Source organism: Clostridium sp. (assembly GCF_022482905.1).
Taxonomy (GTDB): Bacteria; Bacillota; Clostridia; order Clostridiales; family Clostridiaceae; genus Clostridium_B.
This window is the reverse complement of the sequence record NZ_JAKVOI010000001.1, coordinates 194,957-219,777: the sequence shown is the minus strand read 5'-3', so window position 1 is coordinate 219,777 and position 24,821 is coordinate 194,957. Positions and strand designations below refer to the sequence as shown.

Below are 24,821 nucleotides of genomic sequence, written 5' to 3'. Positions count from 1 at the left end.
TTTTTAAACAATATTTATGAAAATCCAATCTATTTCTATTATAAATTACCAGTATAAATCATCTTATCATGTACACCATAAATATATAATATTCATGGAAGGTGATAGTAAGTGAAAAAGAATTTAATTTGCTTTTTTTTAATATCTGCGCTCTTAATGTTGATTTATCCACATATGACCAAAGCCGCTGCATCATATAATCCAGCAATGGGCAATGAACCTGCTGAAACCTCCGGTATCTTAAAAGGATTGGATATATCCAAACTGGACAAAACCGAAAAAAACTGGTTTTTCAAGCCTAGAAAAGATGGCTTGCCATCTGAAGAACCTCCTGAAATAACTAACCTAATAAACAAATATTCTGCCTACTATTTAGGTGATATTTCAAAAAAAACAATATATCTTACTTTTGATGAAGGATATGAAAATGGATATACGGTCAAAATATTGGATATACTAAAGAAAAATAATGTAAAAGCTGCATTTTTCGTAACAACACCCTATATAAAAGACAATCCTGATCTTGTAAAAAGAATGATGGATGAAGGTCATCTAGTGTGCAACCATACTGCAAAACATCCCTCAATGGCAGAGCGTGCAAAGAATCCAGATGATTTTGAAAAAGAATTTACTATAACTGAAGAAGCCTATAAAAATGTTACAGGTAAAGAAATGCCCAAATTTTTTAGACCTCCAATGGGAAAATACAGTGAACTGTCTTTATTCTATACAAAAAAACTAGGCTATAAAACTATATTCTGGAGTTTTGCATATAATGATTGGAATAGACAAAATCAGCCCTCGCCGGAATTTGCCAAAGAAAAAATACTCAACAGGACTCATAACGGCGAAATAGTTCTACTTCACGCAGTTTCCAGGACAAATTCCGAAATATTGGATTCAGTAATTCAGAGTTGGAAAGAAAAAGGATTTATACTTGAAAGCCTTGATAAATTACCTTAAAATCATTAAAGCCTGTAAAAAGCACAAATACTTTAATAATTCTACTTTATATTATCCATCTATTTAGTTATAATTAATTTAAAAGAAATAGTATAATTATTATTTGGGGAGATATTATGAGAATTACACAGGAAGCAGATTATGGTTTCAGGGTTATACTTTATTTGTCAAAATTGGGATATGGCGAGAAAATTGAGGCTAAGTCCATATCCAAAGATCAGGGAATACCTCTCAGATTTCTATTAAAGCTGCTTAGAAAACTGACCCTCTGTGGTATTATAAAATCCTACAGAGGTGTCAACGGCGGTTATTCTCTCAATAGAATACCGGAAAACATAACCTTAAAGGATGTTATTGAAGCCATAGACGGTCCGATATATATAAACAGATGTCTTGACAATCCGAAAAACTGCAACATGGAACATGGATCATATTGTGTGGTAAATCAGGCCCTATCCAGAGTTCAAAACAATCTGCTGGATGAATTGGGACAAATCAACTTCAAGGATATGTTAAAAAAGGAGATTTAGTGTTTTCTTTTATACTGTATCACTTTCAATAAAAATTTAGGAATATAAATCAGCCTTTTCAGCCTCCACGGCTCTTTAATTACCCTGAAAAGCCATTCAAGGCCGAATTTTATCATGACTTCCGGTGCTCTTTTAACTTTACCTGAAAATACATCAAAACTTCCTCCAACACCCATAAATACGACACCTGGAAGTCTTTCTATATTGTTGCTTATAAATATATCCTGTCTTGGTGACCCCATTGCCACGAAGACGGCATATGGTTTTTTTATTTTTATATCTTCTAAAATATGGCCGCAATTTTTTAGATCAAAATATCCATTATGACTTCCAGCTATATTCAGATTCTTGTAAACCTTTGTTAAATTCTTTATGCAGTTTTCAAGAACGTCCTGTTTGGCTCCCAGCAGATATACCGACCTATTTTCTCTTTCACATTTTTGGATAATATCCTTCATTATATCTATTCCTGCAATTTTTTCTGAAACCGGGTTCTTCAATAATCTGGATGCCAGTACAGTTCCCACTCCATCCGGTATTATAATTGAATACTTTTTTTTAAAGAATCCTAAAAGCTCTATATTATTAATTCCATTATAAAGTACTTCCGGATTACCTGATACTATATTTACTTTTTCAAATTGTTCTATATAATTTAAAAGCTGCTCTTTTGTTCCCTTGAACACATTGTACCCCAGTATATTTGTAAACATGCTATCAACCATAGTTTTCAAAACGCTCCTTCGCTTTTGAATACAGAAGAGAATGTTTTTAAAATTATCTTGAGATCCAAAATAAGTGAAAAATTTTTTATATAGGTTAAATCATAATACACGGTTTTCCCCAGCTCTATTTCTCCACGTCCGCTTACTTGGGCCAATCCTGTTATTCCCGGTGTTACAAGTAGTCTTCGACTGTAAGCCTCAGGATACAATTTAACTACATCTGGTATCTCAGGTCTCGGGCCTACAAGGCTCATATTTCCTAAAAGTACATTTAGAAGCTGTGGAATTTCATCAAGACTTGTCTTCCGTAAAAATGCCCCTGATTTTGTAATTCTACTGTCATTTCTGCTTTGAAATACAAAATTCTCTAAATTTTCAGCATCTATATCCAGTTCCCTTTTTTTCTCTGCATTTACTATCATTGTTCTAAACTTATATATTGTAAAATTCGTACCGTTTTTCCCCACTCTCACCTGTTTGAATACAACAGGTCCTCTGGAATCCTTCTTTATCCAAAGTGCAATTGCAAGAAAAACAGGACTCAAAAGTATTAAACCAACAAGTGCAAAAATGAAATCAAATATCCTCTTTATCACAAATTGAATTTTTCTCCTCTTTATATCTCTATCAATATCAATTTTTATGTCCTCAGCCTTCATAAGAAGCTCCTCCCAATTTAGTTTTTAAAATCATAGAAATTTTTTCAGTTCAGTTATAAGCAACGCCCCAAAGAAAGTAATCAAATATGCTGCCAGCTCAAAATGCAAGCTGTTAGCTGAATAAAAATTTGTTATATTCTTAATACATAAAAACAGTACCAGAGCATGGCATAAATAAATACTATAAGTTCTTCTTGATATATATTCTATTGTGCCAATAATTAATCTATTTTTCAAGTTTAGTCCCAGTATAAACAATATTAATAAAACACTATATATTACAATTGATGGCCTTTGAAAAGTTACTACGTGTTCTAAATTTTTTATATTTTCAATAGAATGAGCAAGTGGATATAGAACATAAACTGTAGAAATCAAAATTCCTGTCAATGTAACATATTTATATTTTTCTATTTTGGGAAGTATGTTCTTTCTATGCTTTCCTATATATCCTCCCAGGCAAAAATAAAACAACCAGTACAATAAATTTTTTTTATTCCAAAACCACATATCAGGTGTCACATCTATAAAATAATATGTATATATAATAACAGATGTGCTAACTGCAAAACTAAACAGTAAAAACCATCTTTTATCTATAAACCTGTATATCCACGGGAATACAATATATAATTCTACTATCAATGGTATAAAGTATAAATGATAAAACACCTTTCCGTATATAATGTAATTTATGTCCTGTCGTATATTGAAGTTCCTGGTCACTGCAAATATATAAATCAAACACCATACAAAATACTGTGGTAAAATCTTCTTGAATCTCTTTACTAAAAAATGGAAATAGCTTTCTTCTCTTCTATAGGATATACTTAACCCCATTCCGGAAATAAATATAAATGCAGGAACAGAAAATCTGCAGATCTGATTAAATACAAATGTAATATTATAACCCAGCGGTGAAGGATTCGAACCCAGCACAGCTCCAGAAACATGTATACCTATTACAGCAAGTATAGCCACTGATCTGATTATATCCATCTGTAAAATACGTTCTCTATTAATAAAAAACACCTTCTTCTATCTGCTAAGTATCCTATTCTTAACTAATTTCATGATATCTTTGTAACCACTGATTCTAAGTACATAGAGACATACTGCATACACAGCCGTTCCAATAAAAAAGGAGAATACTATTGATGCAAAACTCGCCTGCATTGTACCCACAAACACATGACTGCTTATTCTATTGATTATAAATATAATCAAGGCCATTATCCCGGATGCAATAGATATTTTAATAAAATTTACAAATATACATTTTACATTTATCCCGCCCGTTCTCTTGTTCAAATTCCACAACATCATTACTGTAGTTAGAACAGCAGATATCGTAGTGGCTAATGTAAGCCCTGACACCTTCATATATTTTACTATGAATATATTTATGATTATGTTTATCATTATGCCTAAAAAACTATTTATCATTGGAGTTCTGGCATCTTTTAAAGAATAAAATGCTTTATTTAAAATATCACGTATTCCATAGGCAATCATTGCCGGACAATAGAACAACAGTGCATTAGCGGTCAATCGTGCAGCTTCATCCGTAAAAGCCCCTCTTTTAAAAATTATGTACACCAGAGGCTCTCTCAGTATTCCTATTGCTGTAGCTGCAGGAACCATTATTATCATTATTATTGTCAGTGCCTTTGATATTGTCTTTTTATATTCAACAATCTCTCCTTTAGCTGCCAGCTCGGATAAAGTTGGATATACAATCATGGCAATCCCAATTGCAAAGACTTCATAGGCAAGAGTATTTATCTTGTTGGAAAAATCAAGTATGGTCGTTGCTCCAAAATATATATTAGTTGCAAAAGCTCTATTTACAAACACATTCAGCTGAATTACCGAAGTACTTATTACAATTGGCAGCATGAGCCTAAACATTCTAACTGTGTTTTTATCCCTTAGATTTAGTACGGGAACATACTTATATCCAAGCTTCCTGTATTTAGGCATGTTTATCAGAAATTGAGCCAGAAATCCTATTACAATAGCAACTGCAAAACCCTGTATACCATATTTTGATGTAAGGAATACAAGATAGATTATATAAACCAGATTGGATACAAATGCCATTGCAGCCGGCTCATAAAATTGCTTGTGGGATTGAAGAACACCTGCTGCTACACTCTGCAGTGTAACAAATATGAGAGACACAAGCATAATCCTCGTTATTTGAACAGATGTTCCAAATACAACACCATTAGAAGTAAATCCATGGCCAAAAATATATATTATCTGCTTTGCAAATACAATGAGCAATACAGTTACAATCATCGTAAAAATAGAAGCTATAGTAATAATATTATTTACAAATTTGTTTCTCTTTTTTAAATCTCCCGTCTCTATATATTCTGCATTAAGCGGTATGAAAGTGGTTGTAAGTCCATAGCTCACAGTAATCAGAAGATTTACCATTCCTATTGAAAAATTGTATATATCCGAAATATAGGTTGCACCAAATTTTGCCGCTATCAGGGAATCTCTTATAAGTGCAAGTACCTTGCCAGCTATTATAAGGGTCATCACTATAAAAGAACTTTTCATTTATTTCACTCCACTTAAAATATGCAAATATGCATAATAATAGTTCTTCCAGAATCTATGCATTGAAAATTTATCTGACATGTCCTTATATAAATTCTGTCCCATATTGCACAAATTATTTCTATTTAAATAGGCTTCCTTCATTTTACTGAATATATCCTGTTTATTTTTTGGATTTACCAGATAACCACTTTTGCCACTGATTACAGAACGCATATCCCCTACATCAGAACATATGACGGGCTTTTTTATCAGGGCACTTTCCAGTATTGCCAGAGGCGGTGCACCGCCTTCATTAAAGGAAGTAAGAATACTTATATCTGAAGCATTTATAAAATCCAGAGGATTATTTCTAAATCCTGCAAATATAACTTTATCCGTAAGCTTCAAATTTTCTGCAAGACTGCTCAGGCTCTCTTTCAATTCACCATCTCCTACTAGAAGCAATTTAGTATCCTGAAACTGTCCTTGCAGCATATAAAATGCCTCTATAAGCTTTTTATGATTTTTAACAGGGTGCATCCTGGCTATCATAACATATACAAAATCATGTTCATCCAAATTGAATTGAGCCCTTAAAGCTTCTTTAGGCGTAGTTATCCTTACAGAATTGAAATTCACTCCATTATTCACCACGTACTTGTCCCCAATAAATTTTTTTTCCTCAAGTAACATTTTCAGATAATTTGACACACATATATAGTTTTTAAATCTCCTAAGTCCCATTATACTCAAAGGTGTGTAAAAATATTTTTTTAGTGTGCTGTTCAAAAAATCATATCTATAATCACTATGTATCGTAACTGCACAGGGCTTTTTTATACTTTTCCCAAGTAAAAGATATAAAAAGTTTGATTTTGCTCCATGAAAATTGATTATGTCAATCTTTTTTGACTCAACTATGCTTTTCAATTTTTCCCGTACTATTTCATTGAAGGTTAAACTGAATACATCTATATTATTATTCAAAGCTTCGTCATATAGAGGGCCCTTCCCTATACACAGCATATGGCACTGCATATTGTCCATATCATTTGAACATATATTCAATACATGTTTCCCGCCGCCTCCATTATCATTTCCTGATATTACATGTAGTACCCTAATAATATAGACCACCTCCAGGCTTCTGCCTATACAATACAGCTTCAGAACATGCTATTAATATCCAAAAGAAGGCTATTACCTTAGGTGCTGAAAAAAAATTATCTATGCAATTCATACTTATAAATGCAATTAAAGAAGCTAAAAATCCCTTAAAAAATGGTGTATAAAATTTATCTTTTATATTTTTATTGAACTTAATAATCCTTAAAACAATAAATATCATCACACCAACAAATGTAAATGTTCCAAATATACCTAGCTCTGATTGTATTTTAAGAAGTATATTGTGTGGATGAAAATTATTTGATGGATAATACTCTATTTTTTTCTTTAGTAATAATTTATATTTATCGTATAAAACCCTGTAATTTCCATTTCCTACCCCTCTTATAGGATGATCCTTTATCATAAAAATTGCTATATCCCATAACTTTATTCTGGATAAATTCTGACTGGCATCTGTAAATTCAGCTAATCTATTTGATATGGCGGGTACAAATATGGATATCCCGCCAAGACCCGCAAGCGTTAGAATAATTTTCCAGTTGTAAGTCAATGCAAGCATCAAACATCCAATAACAAATCCCAGCCAGGCATTTCTTGAAAAGCTTATAACAATATTCACTAAAAACAATAATGCCAAAAATGAAAAAATGACTTTTCTCCTTCTATTTCTTTCATTCAGAGCCAGCATTACTACGGGGAAAATTGCAATAACCATCACAGCTCCTAAATTATTTGAATTTTCCATGGTAGACATAACTCTATCCCTTATACCATGCTGACTTCTTTGAATAAAGCCTATACCTACTATACCTTCAAATAACCCTATTACTCCAACCACAGAAATAGTAAATATATATAACTTCAATATCATATCAACTATTCTTCTGCTGTTTAATTCATATTTTATAATAAAGAAAAGTATTATATATGTTGAAAATCTTACAGTCTCTGACAATGCTACCTTTTTATCAGCAGCATAAGATATAGACATGAACATTATTAGGATTAAAGCAAATATGAATATGCTTATATAGCTTTTAAAAAAATCTTTTATACCATCTATAAATCTTTTCCTCGAACTACTAAATACAATAATTGAAAAGATATAAACCAATATTATCAAAGCCAGTATTAAATCCCCGTTAAAGGGAATTTTCCCTATTTTATACTTACTTGGCAGAATCGGCTGAAATAATATGTAAACATATAATAAAATACTAATTAATTTATTTCCAATATTCATATTGGTTACCTCTTCTTTAAATAATTATCTGGACATCTTAGTATTATTTTGAACAGTCTTCTTGGACTTAAAAATATAGAAATTAAAAATTCCATTTATAAATCCTACTCCATAGCTTATGTGCAATATTGGGAAGATAAAAAATATATATTTCCATATTTTTCTGTTACTTTTTATGAGTTTAAGGGAAAAAACAACATCTCCAATTAGATATAAAATTACTTCTAATATCCATAAGTATAATATCCACTTATAGAATATACCCAAAACTATTCCTAGAATATTTGTAATAACAAAAACTGCCGGTACTATGTGCCTTATAGATGCAATTCCCCCATGTTTTTGCATCACCCTTACCTTCCAGAATCCATACTGATAATACTGTTTCCATAGTTTCTTCAATGAGGATCTGCTGTAATAATAAGACTTTATTCTAGGTGACAGTAAAATTTTATAGTGATTTTTAACCAGTCTGAAATTTAATTCATCATCCTGATTCCTAACAAGTTCTTCATCAAAATATCCTATATGATCCAATACTTCTCTGCTATAACAGCCAAAAGCTACGGTATCCACATAAACTTCTTCCTTTGCATATCTAAATAACGCATTTCCAACTCCAAAAGGTGAACTCATAGCCATAGAAATGGCATATCCTTTGTCATCTTCATTTATTGTTTCAATTGGCCCACCTACACATCCAACTTCATGCGATACAAGTGCGGCTATATTCTCTTCTATGAATTTCTCATCGGCATAGGCATGTGCACCAAAGATTATTATAACATCTGACTTACTACTTTTAATCCCTTCATTCATTCCTCTTGGAGCTGATAATCCTTTATTGTCTATGAGTTTTATATTGCTATACAGGTTTTTATACCGCTCAACTATATCTCTAGTACCGTCATCAGATATCCCATCACACACCAGAACTTCATATAGATCTTTTCTATACGTTTGTACTACAAATGAATCAAGACATTTTCTTATATAATTTTTTTCATTCCGGCAGGGAATTACTATAGAAACTGTTAAATCTTGATGTTTAATCATACTTAATTTCCCCCCATTGTAGAATCCAATTTATTATTGCTTTGTTCTTTGAAAGGCAGCTGTGCTATGCCAAATACTACAAATATTATAAGAGTTCCTGTAATCACACCTTTATGATCAAACTCATTACCTGTTATCAGTGAAAATATGGAATATATTAAAATACAATTAAATATTCCCCTATTATATTCAATATTTTTCAAACACATCCTCAACCTATTTATGATAATCATAATAAATACAACAGCTGCCACTACTCCAAACTCGACCCCTATCTGAAGGAGTAAATTATGTGCATGTTCAAGAGTATATTGAGCTGCATTAGACTTAAATCTTATACTTTCAGGCATTGATAAATATCCCTGGAGACTAAAAGTCTTGTATGCTTCAGCAAAGTTTCCTCCTCCTATGCCAAATGGATAATTCCTCATGATAAGCAAATCAGTAAATATAGATTGAATTCTTGCAACTGAGGACTCGTTATTAAAAAATGTAGTACTTGTTCCTCTGTCTATTATATAATTAAATGCAGGCTTAGCAATAAAAACCGCAGGTATCAACAATATTATAAATATCTTTCTATATTTCTTACTGCATAAAGACAAGAATATTACTTCTATATAACAGAGCCATGCTCCCCTGCTGAATGTAATCAATGCAGATATGGAATAAAGAATAAATGAGGAATACAAAAATAGTTTTTCAAATTTTTTATTCTTCTTATACAATATCATTTCTACAAGAAGCGGCAATATTGAAATCAATATACCTGCAAATATATTTACATTATTATATCCAAAAGTAAGATATATTTTACTTGACCTTATAGCAGACATGGATATTCCCCTTGCAAAAAGCTGTACAAATCCATATAGGCAGCTAAAATCAATTGCTGAAATTAAGACATAATATACAGCGTACTTATCTTCTTTCCTAAAATATGTGATAAAACATATCATAAGCATTACAGGCATTAATACTCCTATATATACTTTACTTAAGCCAGTTAGTATATTCCATGAATAAAATGCACTGTTTATACAAAACGCCAAAAATATCATTGTCATAAGAATAAATTTAAAAGATAAATTTTCTCTAGCTTTAAACAAATTAGTCATACTGCAAGTAATATCCTTAAAGCTGATTATTGACAAAATACTTATGTAAATTGTTTCAAAAGTAACTTTAATAAATAGTATGTCAAAATAACACACACGTCTAACAGTTGTATATATCGGCAATAGCAATAAAAATAAAAGGATGGATTTTTTTCTATCAACAAATATAAGATAAATATTTATAATCAGACAAAAAAGTGCCGCAAAAAACATAATTGACGTCTTCATACCTATTTTTCTTGATAATATCAAACTAAATACGGCAGAAACTACTATTGATATTAATACAATCTTGCTATATTGCTTTAGATATTTATATATTTTTTCATGCATTTATGACACTTCTCCAATCATTTAAACTTTACTTTTTATAATAGTTAAAATCAAAATTTTCCTTGTCTACTGCAAAATCATAGTAGTATTTATATTTTCCATCTAACCCCTGGATTGCTGAATCAACTGATCTCTTACCCTTTATAGCATCTACAACCAATCCTATTTCATAACTGGAATCTCTACTCAAAAAAATAGTAGGATCATATTGTTCATTATGAAACTTGCTTGTATCATTGTATTCACTGTAAATATCATTCTTTACCTGCTTGCTGTCAACATTTAAAGGTAGTGCATTTCTAGTTTCAAGCACTTCCTTGTTAATATCATTACTTACCATATAATCGTAGACTTCCTTTATAGCCTCTTTTTTCTTTTTGTCATTTACTGACCATTTATTCGCAACTAAAAAATTACTATTTTCAATATAATAATATATATTTTTATTTTTGCCTGTCTGTATTATATCTTTTATTCCAATTTGAAAATTTAGTGGTACTATATTTGAAAAATATCCCTTGTCCTCATAAGTGCTTATCATCATAGCTATATCACCACGATAAAACTCCGACCTCATTTGATTTTTGCTTTTCTGATCAAAATCTTTTTCTATTAAATTCATACTATACATCTTATTATATATATCCAGTATACTTTTAGCACTACCAAAATCATAAGCACCTTTTTTGTAATTCCAGAACGTAGTATATATATCTCCTGAATTTACACTCGGTTCACCAATAGATACCTTCATATCATCATATTGCTGCAATGGGAAGGCAAATGGAGTAATGTTAGGAAATCTCTTCTTTATTTTTAATGAGTATTCCAATAACTCGTCATATGTAGACGGCGGTTTGTTTGGATCAATTCCCGATTCTTTAAATATTTCTTTATTCCATATCATTTTAGAGTTGGTTTCCATCAACTTCACGCCGAGAGGTATCCCTTTATACCTTACTATATTTGAATCATCCACACTTTGCGTATTGAATCCTATGTCATTCAAATCTGCTATTTCATTATTTTTCATAAGATCTGTAAAACCATATTCAAAAATATCCGGAGCATACTTTTTTGTGGCAAGAGTTGTTTTTAACGCATTATAATAATCTTCTTTGTATTCTTCGAGCATTATATACACATTGTTCTTATTTTCCTTATTAAACTTCTGTATCTGATATGATCTAGTTGGAGATATAACACTCTTTTTCATCCACAGCCTGACTATAGTCTTGTCTTTCAATTCCTGCGGGAGACTTTGCTTATCACCAATATAACTCTTGTAAAATTTAATTCTATATACAGAAGATGCAAAAATCAATATTACCACTATAATGCCATATAATATACACTTTGATTTCCTGTTTTCCATTTGAATTCCTCACTTATGTTTCTTAGTTTTTAGTTTAATCAATTCTCTTAATTCTTCCACTTTTAGAACAATTAACATAACTATATAAACTATTACTCCCAGTATAGTACTTGCTACTATATTCAAGGTCAAAAATATGTTATTCGATGGCAAAATCATGTTTAACAACCTACAACACATGAATACAGCTGCCGCCATTACGACTCCTGACAATGTCATTTTTATAAAACCTATAAAGATAACTCTATAGCTTATACCTTTTAATTTTTTCCTAATTTCTATAAAAAGAATCAATGCCAATATAGTTACCGATAATGTAGTTGCCAAAGCTATCCCATTCACCTTCATAATTGGTCCTAAAATCAAAATAAATACAATATTAACTCCTACCAGTATAAAACCATTTATCATAGGTATTACTGTATTTTTCATTGCAAAAAATACTTTTCCAAGTATATCCATAAGAGAATATCCAAATGCTGAAAATGCCAAATATTTAAGGCAGACTGCTGTCACAACAGTTGCATTGCTGTTGAACCTTCCATGTTCAAGTAACAACTTTACTACAGGTTCACTTAGAACAGCAAGACCGAATATAAGTGGAATGGATACCAGCATGACTATATTCACCGACTTTACAAACAGGTCTTTAAATTCTTTTATATCATTAAGTGCAAATTTTTCAGTCAATTTTGGATACAATACTGTAGTTATGGACACAACAAATACTTGATTTATTATAGTACTAAATTTACTTGCATAATCTATAACAGAAATACTCCCATTTACCAAATATGAAGCAAAGTTTCTTGCTACCATCAAATTTATTTGGGAAACTGCACTGCTCACAAGTATAGGAACAGCCAAAATCATCATTTTTCTTACACTTTTATCCTTAAAATTTATAATAAATCTATATCTGTATCTTTTGCCCATAAATGGTCTCTGAGTTATCGCCTGTGTTACAGCCCCTACAAATACTGAGAGTATAGCTGCCATAAGTCCATAATACCTATAGAATATTACCAGTCCTATTATTATGGCTATATTTGCAGCAATTCCCGTCAGAGCAGGTTGAACAAATTTATCATATGACTGCAGATATCCTGTATATAATCCACTTATTCCTAAAAATATTATAGATGGCATAAGTATTTGGGTAAGCTTTACGGTTGTCGTAAAATTATCGCCTTGAAATCCTCCAGCAAACAACTTTACAAGTTGGGGTGAAACCAGTATAGCTACAACGGATAAAACTGTACATAAAAGAATAATTATATTCAATACATTGTTAAAAAATTCATCTGCCCTTTCATGGTTATTTTTTATATCAGAAAAGACAGGTATAAAAGTGGTTACAAGTGCAGCTGCTACCGCACTAAAAAATACTTGCGGCATTGTACTTGCAGTTTTAAATATGTCAGATTCAGCCGTTGCTCCTAATTGTATAGCCACTATAAATTCTCTTAAAAGTCCTGTAAGTTTACTTATTACCAGAAGAACAGTTATAATCATACTGTACTTAGCTATACTGCCAATGTTCTTTTTTGCTTCACCCATAGTTCCTCCAAAATACATTATTCCATCTCACTATATGCATCCAATAAATCTTTTTCACATACACCCCAGTTGTAGTTTTTCATCACTTCTTTATATCCATTTTCTCCCATAACTCGTGCTTTTTTTATGTCTTCGCCCAATTCCAATATGGCATTTGAAATTTCCAATTCAGAATCTGGGTTAACCAATATTCCACTGTTTGACTTATCCAATATGTTTTTTATCATCGGGAAATCACTTCCTATAACAGCAGTTTTACTTCCCATATATTCAAATAGCTTTATGGGCTCAGAGTTAACATATCTCCAGTTATACGGCTGTAAAAGTACAAATCCCACATCAGACAATCCAAGGTAATTAAATACTTCAGCATGTGGAATCTTTCCAGTAAATAAAATATCAACTTTTCCCAGATTACTTCTTACAAATTTCCTGCATTTTGATTCGAACTCTGCAGTCTCAAATGGACCTATGAACATATATTTAAAATTTTTATCTTTTATTTTATCTATGGCTTCCAATATTTTAAATATTCCCCTGTCAGCTCTAAGTCCACCTACATATACAAATGTAGGCTTTGTATGCTGGATCTTGCAGAAGTATTCATCTTTTAGAACCGGATAGTTAGGTATCAGCCGTACATTTTTATTGTATTTTTTGAACTTATCCACTAGAATATCATTTACAGTAATTATACAATCTGCCTGTTTTGCAATTTTTTTTTCATACAGGTAAATAATTTTTTGTACCAGTGATTTGCCAAATTTAAAATGTTCAGAGAAAGCTTCAGGATAATATTCATGTGAATCATATATTATCTTTGATCCAAGCTCTCTTTTGAGTTTTGTAGCAACCTGAAATGAATCCGGTTCATGGGCATGATATACATCCGCTTTTATTTTGCATGCTATGTCGAAAATATTCTGCATCGGTATTCTTCTATCACACCAGTTTTTCCTTTTAGGAAAACATCTTACTATTATACCGTCCTCTGTCACAAAGTCCTTATTTCCGGGTGCCACGAGATATATTTTTTCATATTTCCTTTTCAAAGATAGAATTTCCTTATAATAAATTCTATTGTCAAATACATCATGTCCTGATGTAAGCATGCATATTATCATAGATACACCTCATAGATTAAATAAATATAACTACTGATTTTTTAAAAGTTGATCTTCCGGTACCTTCCTGAAATATCTTGCCGGATTACCCGCAACTATATTTTCTTTTTCAACATCTTTTGTAACCAGACTTCCCGCTGCTGCAAACCCATCTTCCTCTATTGTTTTCCCGGGCAATACAACAGCCCCCGCTCCTATTCTTCCTCCATTTTTTACCGTAATGCCTTTGAAATTGCCGAATCTCTTTTTAGACCTTGCTGCATAATTATCATTGGAAGTTACGACACACGGAGCTATAAAAACATAGTCTTCTATTGTTGAATAAGCCGTTATATAGGCATTAGTCTGAATTTTACAATTACATCCTATACTGCAGTAATTTTCAATTGTAGCTCCCTTGCCAATTATGGTTTTCTGACCTATAGTCACATTTTCCCTGATTACAGCTAAATCCGCAACTAGGGATTTTTCATTTATATGTGATCCTGCATACACTATGGCAGACGCTCCTATAAGGCATCCATTTTCTATAACAGCCGGTTTCATAGGCTTACCGTCATCCTTGAATATACTGTTTGCAGCTCTCATTGGCTGTTTTCCTATTATTGCATTGTCATCAATTCTTACATCACTGCCTATGGTCGTTCCCCTGTGTATGACTACATTATTTGATATTATACAATTATCACCTATAACTGCATCATCTTCCACAACTACAAAATACCCAAAAGTGACATTCTTTCCTACGACTGATTTTTGCGATATAAAACATCTATCCATTTTCTTTCTCCTCTTAAAAGAATACACAAATATTTACTTATGTATTTTATCTATATTTACCATATCCATAGTTGAAAAATCCTTGAACGGAAATTTAACAGGCAAACCTGTAAGCCTGGATTTATAGGCTGCAAGAATTATAGACATTCCCTTTTTACCTTCTTCTCCATTAATCAATGGTTCTGTATCATTATTTACAGCATCAATCATATTTTTGAATAGAGGTATATGTCCGAAACCATAAACGGTATCTGGATCGCCTTCCTGCTCCTTCAATATTTCATCTTCACTGTCCTTATTATCTTCAAAACGCCATGTTTCTATTTTATTTACTGCAAGTCCTCCTATGCAGACTGCACCTTTTTCTCCAAATATGCTCAAGGTTTCCTCAAGATTTTTAGGATATACACAGGCACTTCCTTCGACTATGCCTATGGAACCATTTTTAAATCTTATGATTACAGCCCCAAAATCCTCTGCCTCTATATCCCTGAGGAAAGTATCACATTGTGCATAAACACTGTCTATTTCACCGCCCATCATCCACTGAAGAAGATCTATATCGTGTATACACTGATTCATCAATGTTCCACCATCCAGTTTCCACGTACCTCTCCAGGGTGCCTGTTTATAATAACTCATATTTCTGTTCCAGAGTATCCTTGCAGTTCCATTTATCAGATTTCCGAATCTGTTATCATCAATAGCCTTTCTCAATTTCTGGATTGGCTTGTTGAATCTGTTTTGATGACTTATACAAAGCTTAACATTATTTTGCTTTGAACACTTTATCATATCATCCGCATCATTAATAGAAAGAGCCATAGGTTTTTCAACTATTACATGTTTGTTTTTATTCATGCAGTATATGGCTATTTGGGGATGATATCCACTTTCTGTAGCTATAGTAACTACATCTATTTTTTCACTGTCAATCATCTTCTTATAATCTGTATATACTTTTACTTCAATATTTTCTCCAAGTTTATCTATATATTCTTTTTTCTTTTCCTCAGCCTTTTCACGTATTATATCACATGTGCAAACAAGTTCAGCTTCCTGTCTGTTGTTTATCAAAGCCTCCACATGTTTATAAGAAATCCTTCCACACCCTATAATGGCAAATTTTAATTTTTTCATAAAGGCACCTCTTTCTTATAATTTATGAATTTTATCCCTGTTGTTCTTAACATCTTTTGTAGCATTTCTAGTATCGTATACAAGCTTTGCCCTCTCTACAATCTGCTCATAGTCATAGCAGCTGTGATTTGTAGTTATTATTACTATATCGCTTTCATCTATAACTTCCTTCCAGTCAATACTATGGTATTTTTTACCTTTATGTTTGAACTCAGGTACATATGGATCATTTATTATAATGTCAGCTCCATTTTCTTCAAGATGTTCTATTACCTTTAGGGCAGGTGACTCTCTCATATCATCTATATCATTTTTGTAAGCTACTCCGAGAAGAAGTACCTTTGCTCCATTCATGGCCTTTTTTTCATATTTGTTCAAAAGTTTCATGGCATTATCCACTACGAACATAGGCATTGAATCATTTATATCACCGGAGGTTTCTATGAGTTTTGTATGAAAATCATACTCCTTTGCCTTCCACGAAAGATAGAATGGATCAAGTGGTATGCAATGTCCTCCCAAACCAGGTCCCGGATAAAATGGCATAAATCCATATGGTTTTGTCTTTGCTGCTTCTATTACTTCCCATATGTCTATTCCCATCCTGCTGCACAGTATTGCCAATTCATTTATAAGTCCTATATTTATATTTCTGAATGTATTCTCAAGTATCTTCTCCATTTCAGCTACTGCCGGTGAGGATACCGTAAACACATCACTATTGAGTACACTTCTGTAAAGAGCCGCTGCAACCTCCGTGCATTCAGGTGTACAACCGCCAACTACCTTAGGTGTATTTTTTGTCTTATATTCTTTATTGCCCGGATCAACTCTTTCAGGTGAAAATGCAAGGAAAAAATCCTCTCCGCATTTCAGGCCGCTTTCTTCAAGTATTGGTTTCAGCACTTCTTCCGTTGTCCCGGGATACGTTGTACTTTCAAGTACTACAAGCATTCCCCTGTGAAGATATTTCGCCACGCTTTTAGTTGAATTTACTACATATGACAAATCAGGCTGTTTGTATAAATCAAGGGGAGTAGGGACAGATATTGTAACTGCATCCACATCTGAAACAAATTCAAAATCAGTAGTTGCTCTGAGTTTTCCTGCCTCAACAAGTTTGGACAGGTCAGAATCAACTACATCACCTATGTAATTATGTCCTTCATTTACCATTTTTACCTTCTTGTCCTGTACATCGAACCCTATGACATCAAAGCCTACTTTTGCCTTTTCAACTGCAAGTGGAAGCCCTACATACCCCAGACCTACCACTCCAAGCTTGGCAGTTCTATTATTTAATTTCAATATCAATTCATCTTTTAATTGCAACATTTCTTTCCTCCTGAGTTTTATAGTTTATGTAATTTCTTCATATAGCTTTATAACCTTTTTTGCATTTTCATCCCAGGTAAAATACTTCTCCACTGTATTCTTCCCATTCAATCCCACTCTAACTCTAGTATCCTCATCTTTAATCAATTTTTCCAGGATACTATGCAGGCTATCCACATCTTCTCTGTCAACCAGAAATCCATTATATCCATTCGTTATTGCATCTTCTATACCTTCACCTTTTACACCTATAACAGGTATTCCCCTGGACATGGCTTCTATGTATGCCACTCCAAACCCTTCATTATAACTTGGCAGGGAAAAGATATCATAATCTGAAATGCATTTTATCACCTTTTCATGTTCCATTCTGCCTAAAAAATTTACTTTGTCTTCTAAATTTAATTTCCTGACCAATTTTCTAAGAGGTCCTTCAAAATCTCCATTTCCTATTATATCATATTGGATATTACTATATTTATCCTTTAATTTTCCTATTGCCTTTAAATTAATATGTATGCCCTTTGTCTTCTTCAAATTTGATACACTCAAAATCTTTATTAAATTTCTGTGTGCTTTCCTATACATTTTTTCAGAATTGCAGAAATCAGAACTCAAATCCACTCCATTGTTTATCACTTTTATCTTGTTATAGAATTTCTCACCCTTAACTATATTCTTGAGTTTACTGCTTACCGTTATTATTCTATCCGCCGTATTTAAAACCTCAAATACTGCTCGTTTACATTTATCGTTTCTAGCTATTGTATTTTGAAAATCCTGTCCATGTATGGTAACAACGTGCGGAACATTAAATTTCCTATTTGCGATCATTGCACTATAACCATCTGGCAGCGCAACATTGGAGTGTATTATATCAAATCTGAAATTGCTGTATATCTTTTTTAAAGTTCTAAATATACACTTTCCCATAAGCCAGCCTGATTTATGAAACAAAATCCCATGTGGAAATTCCAGATATCTCGGATAATAGACTTCTATAGATCCAATTATAGCTTTTAATGGTATATCAGAATAAGCTTTCCACTTTTTATTCATATATTTAATTGGAAAAGGTGTCCATGGTACTGGACTCACAACCTTTACTTCACATCCATTTTTCACAAGAGCTTCAGCCTGTCGGTGTACAAATATTCCAGACATGCGGTTAAAGCTCGAAGGATACATATGTGAAATTATCAGGATCTTCATATTTCCTCCCTGCCTGCTATGCAGATTCTTCTTCACTTTTTTTTCTTTTATAAGTCGTTACTTTCTGCTCCATGAGCTTGAATATATTCTCTCTGTTGTCATTGACAGCTTTTTCAAATTGTAAGATGGATTCCTCTACAAATTTGATACCTACATTATCTGGTTTTTCCACAAATATCTTATTATGTCCCGTTGATGTAAGGGCTATTTCATTCATAAGAGGTTCCTCATATAGTTTTTCTCCAGGCCTTAATCCAGTATACTCTATTTTGATATCAACATCAGGCTTATATCCTGAAAGTGTTATCAAATCCCTGGCAAGGTCAACTATTTTAACAGGTTTGCCCATATCCAGAACAAATATTTCACCTCCATGGGCTATGGCTCCTGCCTGTATAACCAACTGGGCAGCTTCAGGTATGGTCATAAAAAATCTGTTTATATCAGGATGAGTAACAGTAACCGGTCCTCCATGGGCTATCTGTTTCTTGAATAACGGTATAACAGATCCGTTGCTCCCAAGAACATTTCCAAATCTTACAGCAACATATTCAGTACTGCTTATTCCATTAAAAGCTTGAACCATAATTTCACAAAATCTCTTGGTAGCACCCATAATATTTGTAGGATTAACGGCCTTGTCCGTACTTATCTGGACAAATTTTTTAACTTTAAATTCATTGCAGCACTTAAGTACATTATAGGTGCCTAGTATATTGTTCTTTATGGCTTCTTTCGGATTCAGCTCCATGAGTGGAACATGCTTATGGGCAGCAGCATGAAAAACAACATCCGGGCTGTACTGTGAAAATATATCTCTCATTCTATCAATGTCCCTTATGGATGCTATTATAACCTCCTTGTTTAATTCTGGATGATTGTAGTTCAATTCCATTTGAACACTGTAGACATTATTTTCATATATATCAAGTATCAACAATTTTCTTGGATTGAACCGTGCTATCTGTCTGCATAATTCCGAACCAATGGAACCACCACCTCCGGTTACCAATATTACCTTGTCCTTTATGTATTTGTTTATGTTGCTGTTATCCAACCTTACCTCTTCTCTTCCAAGCAAATCCTCTATGTTTACATCCCTTAATTTGCTTATGTTCACCCTTCCATCTACAATCTCATATATACCGGGCAGTGTTTTCAATTTGCATTCTGTGTTTTTGCATATATTTATAATATCTTTTTTAGCATCTATGTCGGCGGATGGAATTGCAATTATTATTTCCTCTATTTTCTCTTTTTTACAGATATCTACAATATCATTTCTTCCGCCAAGTACTTCAACTCCGCTTATAAACTTCTTCTTCTTGGAGACATCATCATCAATGAGTCCCACTATATCATAATTCAGGTTATTGTGTCTTTTTATCTCCTTTATCAATATTGAAGACGCATCACCTGCCCCTATTATCAATAGTTTCTTGCATCTTCTGTTTACTTCTCCTTCTCCCTTGCCTTGATCGACTACTCTTATTAAAAATCTGACTCCACCTAGTGTAACTACGGATAACATCCAAAAAATTATATGAACAGAAAAAGGAAATCTAAAATACCTATTGTCTAGAAATCTAAAGTTCACAAAATGACTGTAAATTATAAATACAACATTTGAAAGTGAAATTGAATATATTATAGACATTAGTTCCTCTATAGAGGCATACTTCCATATTCTATTATACAATTTAAAAAACTTATTAAATACGAGTGTTATAGCTATTACCGGAATTAATGAAAGCTTTAGAAATCCTATGTATTCAAAAGGTATACTAAAGTCAAACCTCAAAAGCATGGCAAAATACAATGAGGCAACCAGCAAAACTATATCGTATATAACAAGTTTTCTGTCTTTCTGCATATCAACACTTCCTAAAGTTTTTTGCAAAAGTTTTAGAAAAAACTCTCTTTTTCTATTTTACATCATAGTAGAAATTATTCAACATATTTTATTTATGAATTTGTAAACTTATTTTTACCAGATTCATCTATTATCTCATCAGTTGCCTTTTTGAACAGTTCAGTATCTCTCAAACCAAGAAGATATTTCATAAAAGGCTTCCTAAGCTCATCTCTCTTCAAGGCATACTCTACTGTAGCCTGCAGAAAGCCTAATTTGTCACCTACATCATACCTTCTTCCTTCAAAATTATAGGCATACATAGCTTCCACTTTAACCAGACTTCTGAGGGCATCTGTAAGTTGAATCTCCCCACCTTTTCCAGGCACCGTATCCTTTAATATCTTGAATATTGCCGGAGTTATTATATATCTTCCCAATATTGCTATATTGGAAGGTGCCTCTTTTACTTTAGGTTTTTCAACGAGTCCTTTTACTTTATAGACCCTATCTTCTATATACATTCCTTTTACTATTCCATATTTATAAACTTCTTCTTCCGGTACTTCCTGAACACCTATTATGGAAGTCTTGTATTCATCATAACAGTCTATAAGCTGTCTAAGACATGGTACCTTACTGTCTACCACATCATCTCCAAGCATTACTGCAAAAGGTTCCTTTCCCACAAAAGTTTCAGCACAACTTATGGCATGACCCAACCCTCTTGGTTCCTTCTGCCTTATGTAATATATATCTGCCATATTTGATATTTTCCGAACTAAACTTAGAAGCTCCTTTTTATCATGACTTTCAAGTTCTTTTTCAAGTTCAACTGATTTATCGAAGTGATCCTCTATAGCCCTCTTATTTCTTCCCGTAATTATTAAGATCTCCTCTATTCCCGAAGCAACAGCTTCTTCTATAATATACTGTATTGTAGGTTTATCGACTATAGGCAGCATTTCCTTCGGTTGCGCCTTGGTTGCCGGCAGAAATCTTGTCCCAAGTCCTGCTGCTGGTATTATAGCTTTTTTTACTCTCAATATTAAAATCTCCTTTCACAATACTAAAATCTATTCTTTTTTATTATATCCTCCAACTGAATAACTATCTCATCCTTTGGATCCAATTTTTTTGCAATATCCAAATGTATTGCTGCATTGTCCAAATCCCCAAGATTCAGATAGCACATTATAAGATTAGTACATATCTCTACAGACTTAGTTGCTTCAAATGCTTTTCTAAGATATGAGACCGCAGTTTTATAATCTCCCATGGATGCATAATTTATTCCCATTTCATTAATTATTTCAACCATACTGCTGTTTATACTAAGTGCTTCATTGAGGTAATATACAGCCTTCTCATAATTTTGAAGCATTCTGTAACCTACTGCTACATAGTAGTAAATGGAGGGATGATCCCCAAGCACATCTATAAGAGGCAGCAATATTTTCAAAGCTTCTTCGGGATTTTCATTTAGAATTTCCCTGGCTCTGTCAAAATCAACTATTGATTTTACAGATTCCTTAAAATCAGTAATATCAATAGTCTCCTCTCCACCCTTTGATATATAACTGTTTATATAAAAGAGGGCTTTTTCATAATCATCGTTCTCCTTTTCGATTACTGCATGGTAAAAATAGGGAAGAGCATAATTTTCTATGCTCTCTGCATTTTCAAGGATTTCCAGTTCCTCCTCCTTGTAAGCACTGTCTTCCCTTCTTAAATAATCTACCGTTATTATAAGTTTATCATATATTTCTGTTGAATTATCAATATTCAACAATCCCTTGAACAGTATATATGCATCTTCATATTTACCGTTTTTTATGCCCCTTGCTATTTTACCTTTTATAAATTTAACGCTGTCTGGAGCTTTTTTCAGTATATCAATATAATAATGATTAAACTTAAAATTTCCATCAGTTCCCATTACATAAAACATACCCTCTATAAAAAATCCAGCAGGAATTTTTTCCATGTCATTTTTAGATTTAACACTCTCAATTATGTTGTCAGCCTTTACAGGAAGATATATCTGTTCTTCAAATTCAACTTTAAAAATTTTCTCCAGCATAGTTTCATCTATTTCTAAAAACAATATATTGGATAATTTATCTTTTAAACGTGCTTTTATATTCATGAACTTCACCTGTGTCTTAAATTTATATTTTAACAATTACGTGCATCATCAAGTATCCTGTTTACTTTTTTCTGCAGGGCCTGAATTTTGTTATCAGAATCCATCAGACTGTCACCTATTACAGAGAGATAAATTTTTATTTTAGGCTCTGTACCAGACGGTCTTACAACAAACCATGATTTATCCTCAAAAATAAACTTGAGTACATCCGACTTAGGTAATGTTATATGCTTTTCCGTTATATTGACTAAATCTTTCTCCACCCCTAGTTTATAATCCAGTTTCTTCACTATTTTCACATTTTCAAGATGATTCTTCATTGAATGTCTCAGATACTGCATAACCTTTTCAATTTCTTCATGTCCTTCTTTCCCCTTAAGCTCTATGGATACAAGTTTTTCCCTGTAAAATCCATACTTTTTATATAAATCCATAAGTGCTTCATAAAGTGTCTTATTCTTTGTCTTGTAGTACAGTGCCATCTCACATATTAAAGTGGCCGCAATTACAGCATCCTTATCTCTTACAAAATCCCCCGCCAGATATCCATAGCTCTCTTCAAATCCAAATATAAATTTTTTATTGCCATTTTCGTTAAATTCTTTTATCTTTTCACCTATATACTTGAATCCCGTAAGTACTTCTACTATTTCTACTCCATAATCTTCCGCTATTTTGAAAACTGCATCAGTTGTAACAATGGTTTTTACCACTGCCCCGTTTTCAGGCAGCCTGCCGAATTCTTTTAGAGATGATATTATATAGTGAGTCAGAAGAATTCCCACCTGATTTCCAGTCAGTATTTTATACTCACCTTCAGTATTCTTTACCACAACTCCAATTCTATCACAGTCAGGATCAGTTCCAAATATTATATCGGGCTTTATTCGTTTAGCCATGTCAAGCGCTATGTTAAATACTTTGGAATCCTCTGGATTTGGATACTGTGCTGTAGGAAAATTCCCATCCGGCTGCTCCTGTTCCTTTACAACATTTACTTTTTCGTAGCCAAGTTCCCTCAATGTCCTTCTTACAGGTATGTTACCACTTCCATGAATCGGTGTATATATTATATCAAGTTCTTTTGCTCTGGATTTTATAAGATCGTTTCTTATTCCAAGTTCCTTTACTCTACTTATATAGGATCTGTCAATTTCTTCTCCTATTATATTTAACAGTCCTCTGCTCTTTGCAGTATTTATATCCATAGTTTTGATTTTCGAAAAATCGTCGATGTCCTCAATACAAGCCAATATTTTCCTTGCATTAGTATCTGTAATCTGACCCCCATCCTCTCCATATACCTTGTATCCATTATATTCTTTGGGATTATGCGACGCAGTTATGACTATTCCAGCCTTGCTTCCAAGTTCTCTAACTGCATATGACAACATCGGTGTTGGTCTCAGTGATTCAAAGATATTCACCTTTATACCATTTGCACACAAATTTAGAGCGGCAGTTTCAGCAAATTGACTTGAATTCAATCTGGAATCATACCCTATGCACACTGATATATTTTCTTTATTTCCATATTTACCTGCAAGATAATCAGACAATCCCTGTGTTGCCTTTCCCACAGTATATACGTTAATTCTGTTGCTGCCCACAGCCATTATCCCTCTAAGTCCACCTGTTCCAAATTCCAGATCCTTATAAAATCTATCTTCTATTTCCTTTTCATCCTTTATGTTTTTCAATTCAGATTTTGCTTTTTCATCGATAAAATTGGAATTCAACCATTCTTCATACTTTTCTTTATACATATTCATACCTCCCGTTAATTTATATTAGACTATAAAGAAGTTAATTCTTTTCAATATCCACCTATAATTATTTATGAAATATTTAACAGTTAATAACTTTAATTATACTATACTTGTTGAATTTATAAAACAATTAACATATAATAATATTAGTTTTTATTAAATACAGTAAACCCTTTAATTTCAAGAGTTAAGAGGTATTCTTATGGAAGAA

At 32.6% G+C, this 24,821-nt stretch carries 21 protein-coding genes; 2 read left to right on the top strand and 19 right to left on the bottom strand.

Annotated elements, in window-relative coordinates:
• Positions 1–174: 174 nt before the first annotated feature.
• Both pdaA and LKE46_RS01195 read left to right on the top strand, forming a co-directional pair.
• Complete coding sequence (gene pdaA, locus LKE46_RS01200) at positions 175–963, top strand: delta-lactam-biosynthetic de-N-acetylase (RefSeq protein WP_434735205.1); 789 nt, start codon at positions 175–177, stop codon at positions 961–963.
• Positions 964–1,079: 116 nt separating this feature from the next.
• The gene (locus LKE46_RS01195) at positions 1,080–1,493 is read left to right on the top strand and encodes an RrF2 family transcriptional regulator (RefSeq protein WP_291717642.1); all 414 of its coding nucleotides are present in this window, start codon (positions 1,080–1,082) and stop codon (positions 1,491–1,493) included.
• On the opposite strand, the gene LKE46_RS01190 is transcribed toward LKE46_RS01195, so the two are convergent.
• From LKE46_RS01190 to LKE46_RS01100, 19 genes are all read right to left on the bottom strand, one after another.
• Positions 1,490–2,206: a WecB/TagA/CpsF family glycosyltransferase gene (locus LKE46_RS01190; protein ID WP_291725505.1), complete on the bottom strand. Its 717-nt coding sequence runs from the start codon at positions 2,204–2,206 to the stop codon at positions 1,490–1,492. The genes LKE46_RS01195 and LKE46_RS01190 overlap by 4 nt on opposite strands.
• A 17-nt stretch (positions 2,207–2,223) precedes the next feature.
• Positions 2,224–2,877, bottom strand: a complete 654-nt coding sequence (locus LKE46_RS01185) for a sugar transferase (RefSeq protein ID WP_291717640.1) — start codon at positions 2,875–2,877, stop codon at positions 2,224–2,226.
• 30 nt (positions 2,878–2,907) lie between these two features.
• Positions 2,908–3,876 carry an acyltransferase gene (locus LKE46_RS01180; RefSeq protein ID WP_291717638.1) on the bottom strand — a complete coding sequence of 323 codons (969 nt, stop codon included), beginning with the start codon at positions 3,874–3,876 and terminating at the stop codon, positions 2,908–2,910.
• A gap of 39 nt (positions 3,877–3,915) precedes the next feature.
• Complete coding sequence (murJ, locus tag LKE46_RS01175) at positions 3,916–5,451, bottom strand: murein biosynthesis integral membrane protein MurJ (RefSeq protein WP_291717636.1); 1,536 nt, start codon at positions 5,449–5,451, stop codon at positions 3,916–3,918.
• A complete protein-coding gene (locus LKE46_RS01170; RefSeq protein ID WP_291717634.1) occupies positions 5,452–6,570 on the bottom strand; it encodes a glycosyltransferase in 1,119 nt (372 codons plus the stop codon). It lies immediately after the preceding gene.
• Entirely contained in the window at positions 6,554–7,807 is a 1,254-nt protein-coding gene (locus LKE46_RS01165; RefSeq protein ID WP_291717631.1) for an O-antigen ligase family protein, read from the bottom strand. The genes LKE46_RS01170 and LKE46_RS01165 overlap by 17 nt, the downstream gene beginning before the upstream one ends.
• Positions 7,808–7,831: 24 nt before the next feature.
• On the bottom strand, positions 7,832–8,863 hold the full coding sequence (locus tag LKE46_RS01160; protein ID WP_291717629.1) for a glycosyltransferase family 2 protein: 1,032 nt from the start codon (positions 8,861–8,863) through the stop codon (positions 7,832–7,834).
• 2 nt (positions 8,864–8,865) lie between these two features.
• On the bottom strand, positions 8,866–9,981 hold the full coding sequence (locus tag LKE46_RS01155; RefSeq protein WP_291717627.1) for an O-antigen ligase family protein: 1,116 nt from the start codon (positions 9,979–9,981) through the stop codon (positions 8,866–8,868).
• A 361-nt stretch (positions 9,982–10,342) separates the two neighbouring features.
• Complete coding sequence (locus tag LKE46_RS01150; RefSeq protein ID WP_291717625.1) at positions 10,343–11,689, bottom strand: ABC transporter substrate-binding protein; 1,347 nt, start codon at positions 11,687–11,689, stop codon at positions 10,343–10,345.
• Between the two features lie 9 nt (positions 11,690–11,698).
• On the bottom strand, positions 11,699–13,249 hold the full coding sequence (murJ, locus tag LKE46_RS01145) for a murein biosynthesis integral membrane protein MurJ (protein WP_291717622.1): 1,551 nt from the start codon (positions 13,247–13,249) through the stop codon (positions 11,699–11,701).
• A gap of 17 nt (positions 13,250–13,266) precedes the next feature.
• Positions 13,267–14,373, bottom strand: a complete 1,107-nt coding sequence (locus tag LKE46_RS01140) for a glycosyltransferase family 4 protein (RefSeq protein WP_291717620.1) — start codon at positions 14,371–14,373, stop codon at positions 13,267–13,269.
• 30 nt (positions 14,374–14,403) lie between these two features.
• On the bottom strand, positions 14,404–15,153 hold the full coding sequence (locus LKE46_RS01135; RefSeq protein ID WP_291717619.1) for an N-acetyltransferase: 750 nt from the start codon (positions 15,151–15,153) through the stop codon (positions 14,404–14,406).
• Positions 15,154–15,186: 33 nt separating this feature from the next.
• A complete protein-coding gene (locus LKE46_RS01130; RefSeq protein ID WP_291717617.1) occupies positions 15,187–16,293 on the bottom strand; it encodes a Gfo/Idh/MocA family protein in 1,107 nt (368 codons plus the stop codon).
• 15 nt (positions 16,294–16,308) lie between these two features.
• A complete protein-coding gene (locus LKE46_RS01125) occupies positions 16,309–17,628 on the bottom strand; it encodes a nucleotide sugar dehydrogenase (RefSeq protein WP_291717616.1) in 1,320 nt (439 codons plus the stop codon).
• Positions 17,629–17,652: 24 nt separating this feature from the next.
• The gene (locus tag LKE46_RS01120; protein ID WP_366847169.1) at positions 17,653–18,876 is read right to left on the bottom strand and encodes a glycosyltransferase; all 1,224 of its coding nucleotides are present in this window, start codon (positions 18,874–18,876) and stop codon (positions 17,653–17,655) included.
• Positions 18,857–20,713: a polysaccharide biosynthesis protein gene (locus tag LKE46_RS01115; protein ID WP_291717613.1), complete on the bottom strand. Its 1,857-nt coding sequence runs from the start codon at positions 20,711–20,713 to the stop codon at positions 18,857–18,859. The genes LKE46_RS01120 and LKE46_RS01115 overlap by 20 nt, the downstream gene beginning before the upstream one ends.
• 92 nt (positions 20,714–20,805) lie before the next feature.
• Entirely contained in the window at positions 20,806–21,738 is a 933-nt protein-coding gene (gene galU / locus LKE46_RS01110) for a UTP--glucose-1-phosphate uridylyltransferase GalU (RefSeq protein ID WP_291717611.1), read from the bottom strand.
• A 23-nt stretch (positions 21,739–21,761) separates the two neighbouring features.
• A complete protein-coding gene (locus LKE46_RS01105) occupies positions 21,762–22,841 on the bottom strand; it encodes a tetratricopeptide repeat protein (protein WP_291717609.1) in 1,080 nt (359 codons plus the stop codon).
• A 29-nt stretch (positions 22,842–22,870) separates the two neighbouring features.
• A complete protein-coding gene (locus LKE46_RS01100) occupies positions 22,871–24,607 on the bottom strand; it encodes a phospho-sugar mutase (RefSeq protein ID WP_291717607.1) in 1,737 nt (578 codons plus the stop codon).
• Positions 24,608–24,821 lie beyond the last annotated feature (214 nt).

What these genes read in the sequence shown, in the direction of transcription:
- LKE46_RS01115 (WP_291717613.1), bottom strand. Translation starts at nt 20,713, where the DNA reads ATGCAGAAAGACAGAAAACTTGTTATATACGATATAGTTTTGCTGGTT.
- LKE46_RS01140 (WP_291717620.1), bottom strand. Translation starts at nt 14,373, where the DNA reads ATGATAATATGCATGCTTACATCAGGACATGATGTATTTGACAATAGA.
- LKE46_RS01150 (WP_291717625.1), bottom strand. Translation starts at nt 11,689, where the DNA reads ATGGAAAACAGGAAATCAAAGTGTATATTATATGGCATTATAGTGGTA.
- pdaA (WP_434735205.1), top strand. Translation starts at nt 175, where the DNA reads ATGACCAAAGCCGCTGCATCATATAATCCAGCAATGGGCAATGAACCT.
- LKE46_RS01155 (WP_291717627.1), bottom strand. Translation starts at nt 9,981, where the DNA reads ATGACTAATTTGTTTAAAGCTAGAGAAAATTTATCTTTTAAATTTATT.
- murJ (WP_291717622.1), bottom strand. Translation starts at nt 13,249, where the DNA reads ATGGGTGAAGCAAAAAAGAACATTGGCAGTATAGCTAAGTACAGTATG.
- LKE46_RS01180 (WP_291717638.1), bottom strand. Translation starts at nt 3,876, where the DNA reads ATGGATATAATCAGATCAGTGGCTATACTTGCTGTAATAGGTATACAT.
- LKE46_RS01190 (WP_291725505.1), bottom strand. Translation starts at nt 2,206, where the DNA reads ATGTTTACAAATATACTGGGGTACAATGTGTTCAAGGGAACAAAAGAG.
- LKE46_RS01165 (WP_291717631.1), bottom strand. Translation starts at nt 7,807, where the DNA reads ATGAATATTGGAAATAAATTAATTAGTATTTTATTATATGTTTACATA.
- murJ (WP_291717636.1), bottom strand. Translation starts at nt 5,451, where the DNA reads ATGAAAAGTTCTTTTATAGTGATGACCCTTATAATAGCTGGCAAGGTA.
- LKE46_RS01185 (WP_291717640.1), bottom strand. Translation starts at nt 2,877, where the DNA reads ATGAAGGCTGAGGACATAAAAATTGATATTGATAGAGATATAAAGAGG.
- LKE46_RS01100 (WP_291717607.1), bottom strand. Translation starts at nt 24,607, where the DNA reads ATGTATAAAGAAAAGTATGAAGAATGGTTGAATTCCAATTTTATCGAT.
- LKE46_RS01135 (WP_291717619.1), bottom strand. Translation starts at nt 15,153, where the DNA reads ATGGATAGATGTTTTATATCGCAAAAATCAGTCGTAGGAAAGAATGTC.
- LKE46_RS01195 (WP_291717642.1), top strand. Translation starts at nt 1,080, where the DNA reads ATGAGAATTACACAGGAAGCAGATTATGGTTTCAGGGTTATACTTTAT.
- LKE46_RS01105 (WP_291717609.1), bottom strand. Translation starts at nt 22,841, where the DNA reads ATGAATATAAAAGCACGTTTAAAAGATAAATTATCCAATATATTGTTT.
- LKE46_RS01160 (WP_291717629.1), bottom strand. Translation starts at nt 8,863, where the DNA reads ATGATTAAACATCAAGATTTAACAGTTTCTATAGTAATTCCCTGCCGG.
- LKE46_RS01125 (WP_291717616.1), bottom strand. Translation starts at nt 17,628, where the DNA reads ATGTTGCAATTAAAAGATGAATTGATATTGAAATTAAATAATAGAACT.
- LKE46_RS01130 (WP_291717617.1), bottom strand. Translation starts at nt 16,293, where the DNA reads ATGAAAAAATTAAAATTTGCCATTATAGGGTGTGGAAGGATTTCTTAT.